The 1,401-nt window shown below is 39.0% G+C and carries 8 tRNA genes; all 8 read left to right on the forward strand.

Annotated elements, in window-relative coordinates:
- Positions 1 to 4: 4 nt before the first annotated feature.
- The 8 genes from BUB51_RS12565 to BUB51_RS12600 all read left to right on the forward strand — a co-directional run bounded on the left by BUB51_RS12565 (position 5) and on the right by BUB51_RS12600 (position 904).
- Positions 5 to 80 (forward strand) — tRNA-Thr (locus BUB51_RS12565).
- Positions 81 to 85: 5 nt separating this feature from the next.
- Positions 86 to 170, forward strand: a tRNA-Tyr gene (locus tag BUB51_RS12570).
- A gap of 107 nt (positions 171 to 277) precedes the next feature.
- Positions 278 to 352, forward strand: a tRNA-Gly gene (locus BUB51_RS12575).
- An 8-nt stretch (positions 353 to 360) separates the two neighbouring features.
- Positions 361 to 434, forward strand: a tRNA-Gly gene (locus BUB51_RS12580).
- 122 nt (positions 435 to 556) lie between these two features.
- Positions 557 to 633, forward strand: a tRNA-His gene (locus tag BUB51_RS12585).
- A gap of 15 nt (positions 634 to 648) precedes the next feature.
- Positions 649 to 724, forward strand: a tRNA-Gln gene (locus tag BUB51_RS12590).
- Positions 725 to 745: 21 nt separating this feature from the next.
- Positions 746 to 820 (forward strand) — tRNA-Cys (locus tag BUB51_RS12595).
- Positions 821 to 827: 7 nt separating this feature from the next.
- Positions 828 to 904, forward strand: a tRNA-Arg gene (locus BUB51_RS12600).
- Positions 905 to 1,401 lie beyond the last annotated feature (497 nt).

Consider the following 1,401-nt stretch of genomic DNA (forward strand, 5'->3'; position numbering starts at 1 on the left):
TTGTGCTGGCGTAGCTCAACTGGTAGAGCAGCTGACTTGTAATCAGCAGGTTGTGGGTTCGATTCCTATCGCCAGCTCCATGTAAGGAGGGGTTCCCGAGCGGCCAAAGGGGACGGACTGTAAATCCGTTGGCGTAGCCTTCGCTGGTTCGAATCCAGCCCCCTCCACCACACCACTACAAGGTAGTGGTTTTGAATTATAAATTGTAAATGCTAAATAAAAAGAATATTATTTAGGATTTAACATTTAAAAATTAGAATTCTGATGGAGTCAGTGTGCGGAAGTGGCTCAGTGGTAGAGCATCGCCTTGCCAAGGCGAGGGTCGCGGGTTCGAATCCCGTCTTCCGCTCCATTTATTAAGCGGGTGTAGCTCAGTGGTAGAGCCCTGGCCTTCCAAGCCAGTCGCGAGGGTTCGATTCCCTTCACCCGCTCCAATTTTCATTAATGGCTAATTATTATTGATTTACTTGGTTATTAATGTCTAATAAGTATTTAATAAATTTTAGAGAGTGATATATTTAAAAAATTAATATCTAGAATTCAAAATTATTTCATGGTGGGTATAGCTCAGTTGGTTAGAGCGCCAGATTGTGGCTCTGGAGGCCATGGGTTCGAATCCCATTATCCACCCCATTATAGTGTGTTCGCTGGGGCGTCGCCAAGTCGGTAAGGCACTAGACTTTGACTCTAGCATTCGCAGGTTCGAGTCCTGCCGCCCCAGCCATTTGTTCTTTTAAAATATTTTGGCGGCATAGCCAAGTGGTAAGGCAGAGGACTGCAAATCCTTTATTCCCCAGTTCGAATCTGGGTGCCGCCTCCATATTTTTGCGCCTATAGCTCAACTGGATAGAGTGTCTGACTACGAATCAGAAGGTTGGGGGTTCGAGTCCCTCTGGGCGCACCACTTAATATCAATAAAAAAATGGAGGGTTGATGCAAGAAGCCAATCCTTCATTTTTTATGTTGTTATGTTAAAATTCTTTTGGATAATTTTTTATAATTCAAATTGCAGAGAATTTTAAATATAATTTCCATAATGGATAAGAGCAAGATCTTCCTTAATTTGTTTAGAACGAAGATTTTGTTTTAGTTTTTAGTTATTAAAGTTTCATATATTAAGTAAAATATGAAAAAATGAGAGATATTATAATGGAAAAGTGAATTAATTGAATAAAATTGATAGGATTGGGTATCAATAATATTGAGTCTTGATGGTAGTTATGATATATTAATATCTGTATTTATGAGAACTGAAATGAGATTAAAATAAGTAAAAATAAAAAAAGTAAAAAAAGTAGTTGACAAAGATAAAAAAATCTGCTATAGTATTAAGAGTCGGCGGCAAAAGTCGACAGAAAAACAGATTTGGCCTTTGAAAACTGAACAGTGCGGAGCAGGATT

It is taken from the genome of Caloranaerobacter azorensis DSM 13643 (assembly GCF_900129995.1).
In the GTDB taxonomy this organism is placed as follows: Bacteria; Bacillota; Clostridia; order Tissierellales; family Thermohalobacteraceae; genus Caloranaerobacter; species Caloranaerobacter azorensis.